The organism is Sandarakinorhabdus oryzae (genome assembly GCF_009733735.1).
GTDB classification, from domain to species: Bacteria; Pseudomonadota; Alphaproteobacteria; order Sphingomonadales; family Sphingomonadaceae; genus Sandarakinorhabdus; species Sandarakinorhabdus oryzae.
The window spans coordinates 1-3,662 of sequence record NZ_WNJP01000225.1 but is presented as its reverse complement, the minus strand read 5'-3'; the positions used below and the strand labels follow the sequence as shown (position 1 = coordinate 3,662).

The window sequence follows — 3,662 nt, the reverse complement described above, 5'->3', positions numbered from 1 at the left end:
GCCGATGGCCGCACCGCCGCCGCCGCCTGAGCCCGCCCCGGCCCCGCCGCCCCCGCCGCCGCCCGAAGCCGCGCCGCCGGTCCCGGCTGGTCCGTTGATGGTGTTCTTCGATTTTGATCGCGATGCGATCACGCCGGAAGCCCGCCAGATCCTCGTGCAGGCGGCCGATCCGTCGCGCCAGGGCACCACGGTCATCAACCTGTCGGGTCACACCGATCGCGCCGGCAGCCAGCCCTACAACCAGGCCCTGGGCCTGAGCCGGGCCCGCGCCGTCGAACGCGAACTCGTGTCTCTGGGCATCGACAAGTCGCGCATTTCCATCCAGTCCTTCGGTGAGGATCGCTCGCTGGTCGACACTGTCGACGGCCAGCGCGAGCCGCAGAACCGCCGGGTGGAAATCGCTATCCAGCCGCGCTGAACGCTGGCGGCCGGTTTATTTTGCTGCACCCGAAACGGGCGACCCTTTCGGGTGTAGCATCACGAACCGGCCCCGCGTGTCGGCGAAAGGAGAGCCGATCGTGGCCACCGCATCGCGCCCATCCCTGCCACCCCGGCCCCGGGCGCAACCGCGCCTGCTGGTCGTGGAGGATTCCGCCTTCATCGTGATGGCGCTGGAATCGGTGTGTGCGGCACTGGGCTGGGCGATGGTTGGCCCGGCGGCGTCACTGCGCCATGGCCTGGCGCTGGCCGAAGCCGGCGGCCAGGATGCCGCCTTGCTCGACGTCAGCCTGGGCCAGGATTGGGCCTGGCCGATCGCCACGCTGCTCCAGGCCCAGGGCACGCCCTTTGCCTTTGCCACCGGCCATGATCTCAGTGCTGCGCTGCCGGCCGAGTTTGCCGGCGTGCCGGTGCTGCGCAAACCCTACCGCCACAGCCAGCTGGAAGCGGCCCTGACGGCCATGCTGGCGCAGCGGCCGCGCGCGGAATTGCCGGCATGACAGTTCCCCCCAACCGCAATCCCGCGTCGCGCTATCGCCTGCCGCAGGATGTGCTCGATGACCAGCGCCTGTCCGCTGCCGACAAGACGCGGCTGCTGACCGAATGGGCGCTCGACCTCACCGACCGCAGCACCGCCACCGACGAAGGCATGGCTGCCGCCCCGATTGACCCGGTGGAGAAGGACGTGCGGCTGCAGGACAGGATCGCCGCGGCCCTGGCCACCCTGGCCGATCAGGCCGGCGACGCCGCAAAGCCGACCGAATAGGATCCGTTGACAGCGTCATGCTGCACGCTGCCGCCCAGTTGCCGCGCCATGGCCAGGATGATGCGCGGCGCCGATTGCCGGTTGCCCGCCGTGACCACATCGATGGCAGCAAAGCCAGCGCAGGCCATGCTGATGGCGATCCGGTCCGCCGCCGCAGTGGCCGTGACCGCCAGTTCCAGCACGCCGGGCGGGCTGTGCGCCGCCGCGATGATGCCAAGTTCGGTGACCAGGAAGGCCGCCGGCGTCGCGTGATCGCGGTGCAGCGCGATGGCGGGCACGGCGCAGCTGATCCGCACGCGCGGATGCCGGGCCGAGACCAGGCTCGCCTCCAGCCCGGCGCACAATTCGGTCAGCAGCCCGGCCAGATCGAGCACGGCCTGCCCTTCATCACGCATCCAGCGCTGCGCCAGGGTCAGCGTCTGGATCTGGGCCTGGATCACGGCATAGGCCTGCCTGATCTCGGGAGTCTCGCTGTCGTGGGCCTGCAAGGCAATCATGCTGGCCACGATCTGCAGGCTGTTCTGCACCTGGTGATGGGTGTCGCGGGTCAGCCTGTCCTGTTCCAGCAGGGCGGCGCGCAGGGCTTCGCTGGCAGTGGCCGGGCTGTCAGCCAGAAGCCGCTGACGAATCCAGGCAACCAGGCTGTTCACCGCGACCGATCGTCAATCATTGCCCATCATGCACCAATTGAGACGCGCTGGCGAAAGCATGTTACACCTGCCTGTGATGGTGGCCGCGCCCATGGTGCAGCCGCCGCCCGGAATGGGGACTGATCCGGGGCCTGCCCAGCACAGACAAACCCGCGCGGTGGAGACCTGTCTTCAACGCAGCGGCCCTTCAAAGGTTCCCCGCAATGACATTGGCAACCCGGCTTGCCGCCCATCTGCCCTATCTGCGCCGCTATGCCCGGGCCCTGACCGGTTCACAGGAGGCCGGCGACGGGCTGGTCGCCGCCACGCTGGAGGCTGTCGTCGGGGATCGCGCGCTGCTGCCGGCCTCGCTGCCGCCCCGTCTGGCGCTGTTTGCCGCCTTCCACGCGGTGTGGGCAGCCGAAACCAGCCCATCGCCGCCCGGCCCGGCCGATGACCGCCTGCCCGCCCGCATGGCCAGTGCGCGGCTCGCGGCCATCACGCCACGCTCCCGGCAGGCTCTGCTGCTGGGCGCAATGGAAGGCTTTGCCGATCCCGACATCGCCACGCTGATCGGCTGTGCCGTGGCCGACGTGCCGGCCCTGATTGCCGACGCGCTGGCGCAGATCGCAAGGATGACGCGCTCCCGCGTGCTGATCATCGAGGATGAGCCGATCATTGCCATGGATATCGAATCGATCGTCACCGGGCTTGGCCATGGCGTGATCGGCATTGCCGCCACCCGCGCCCAGGCGCTGGAGCTGGTCGCTGCCGAGCCGCCGGGCCTGGTGCTGGCCGATATCCAGCTTCGCGACGGCAGCAGCGGCATCGATGCGGTGCGCCACATTCTGGCGCGGCAGGCCGTGCCGGTCATCTTCATCACCGGCTTTCCCGAACGCCTGCTCACCGGCGAGCGGCCGGAGCCGACCTTCCTGATCACCAAGCCGTTCCAGGCCGGCCAGGTTCAGGCCGCCATCGCCCAGGCGCTGTTCTTCAATTCGACGGCCGCCCTGCATGAATAGGCCGCGTCTGGAACCGACACCCAGACGGCGCGTTGCAAGCCGGATGACCAGCGTGCGGGATCTGCAGCCATGACCAGAGCGACCAAAGCCCCAACCCGCCCGCTTGTCGCGACAGCGCACGCTCCGGCGGTGCGCGACCTTGGCGCCCTGCTGCGCACCGCCTTCGCCAGCGTCGAATCCGCCCCTTTGCCCGACCGGCTGCAGCGCCTGCTGGATCAGCTTGGCCAGGATGAGCCGGCCGCGCTGTCGCTGGCACCGTTGCCGCTGGGCGATGCCGCCTTCAAGGCGGCGCTGGCGGCGGCCATTCCGCAACTGCGCGCCTATGGCCGGTCCCTGTCGGGCAATGCCGATCTGGCCGACGATCTGGTGCAGGACACGATGCTGAAGGCGTGGATGGCGCGCGATCGCTTCGTCGCCGGTTCCAGCATGCGGGCGTGGACCCATGTCATCTTGCGCAACGCCTATTTCTCGCTGGCCCGCCGCGCCCGCTTCCGCGGCGAGTGGGACGAATACTCCGCCGATCTGCTGCTGGCGATCCCGGCCAGCCAGGAAAGCCATGTCGCCCTCGCTGACATGCAGCGCGCGATGATGCAGCTGCCGGCCGAACAGCGCGAGGCGCTGATCCTGATGGGCGCCAGCGGCATGAGCTGTGAAGAAGTGGCGGCGATCAGCGATTGCGCGGTGGGCACGGTCAAGAGCCGTGTCGCCCGCGCCCGCGCCGCGCTGCGCATCCTGCTCGATGGCGGCCAACTGGCGCAGAGCCGCGCCGATGCGCCGGCCGGCCGCGGCTCCGCGCTCGATCAGATC

The 3,662-nt window shown here is 69.7% G+C and carries 6 protein-coding genes; 5 read left to right on the top strand and 1 reads right to left on the bottom strand.

Translation table 11 applies throughout. The features are described 5' to 3' along the window. From GJ693_RS14600 to GJ693_RS14590, 3 genes are all read left to right on the top strand, one after another. The coding region (locus GJ693_RS14600) for an OmpA family protein (protein ID WP_156256996.1) at nt 1-418 on the top strand (418 nt) is incomplete at its 5' end. Nucleotides 419-518: 100 nt separating this feature from the next. Beyond that, entirely contained in the window at nt 519-938 is a 420-nt protein-coding gene (locus GJ693_RS14595; RefSeq protein ID WP_156256995.1) for a response regulator, read from the top strand. Then, nucleotides 935-1,204, top strand: coding sequence for a hypothetical protein (locus tag GJ693_RS14590; RefSeq protein ID WP_156256994.1), 270 nt, complete (start codon nt 935-937; stop codon nt 1,202-1,204). Before GJ693_RS14595 ends, GJ693_RS14590 begins: the two co-directional genes overlap by 4 nt. Here GJ693_RS14590 and GJ693_RS14585 read toward each other — a convergent pair. Continuing rightward, the gene (locus GJ693_RS14585) at nt 1,171-1,854 is read right to left on the bottom strand and encodes a histidine kinase dimerization/phosphoacceptor domain -containing protein (RefSeq protein WP_156256993.1); all 684 of its coding nucleotides are present in this window, start codon (nt 1,852-1,854) and stop codon (nt 1,171-1,173) included. The genes GJ693_RS14590 and GJ693_RS14585 overlap by 34 nt on opposite strands. Nucleotides 1,855-2,057: 203 nt before the next feature. Here GJ693_RS14585 and GJ693_RS14580 point away from each other — a divergent pair, with 203 nt between their 5' ends. Further along, the gene (locus GJ693_RS14580; RefSeq protein WP_156256992.1) at nt 2,058-2,855 is read left to right on the top strand and encodes a response regulator; all 798 of its coding nucleotides are present in this window, start codon (nt 2,058-2,060) and stop codon (nt 2,853-2,855) included. Nucleotides 2,856-2,924: 69 nt separating this feature from the next. Further along, on the top strand, nt 2,925-3,662 hold a 738-nt coding region (locus GJ693_RS14575; protein ID WP_156256991.1), incomplete at its 3' end, for a sigma-70 family RNA polymerase sigma factor.

Excerpts from the sequence above, each read along its gene's own strand:
- GJ693_RS14580 (WP_156256992.1), top strand. The coding sequence starts at position 2,058 with ATGACATTGGCAACCCGGCTTGCCGCCCATCTGCCCTATCTGCGCCGC.
- GJ693_RS14590 (WP_156256994.1), top strand. The coding sequence starts at position 935 with ATGACAGTTCCCCCCAACCGCAATCCCGCGTCGCGCTATCGCCTGCCG.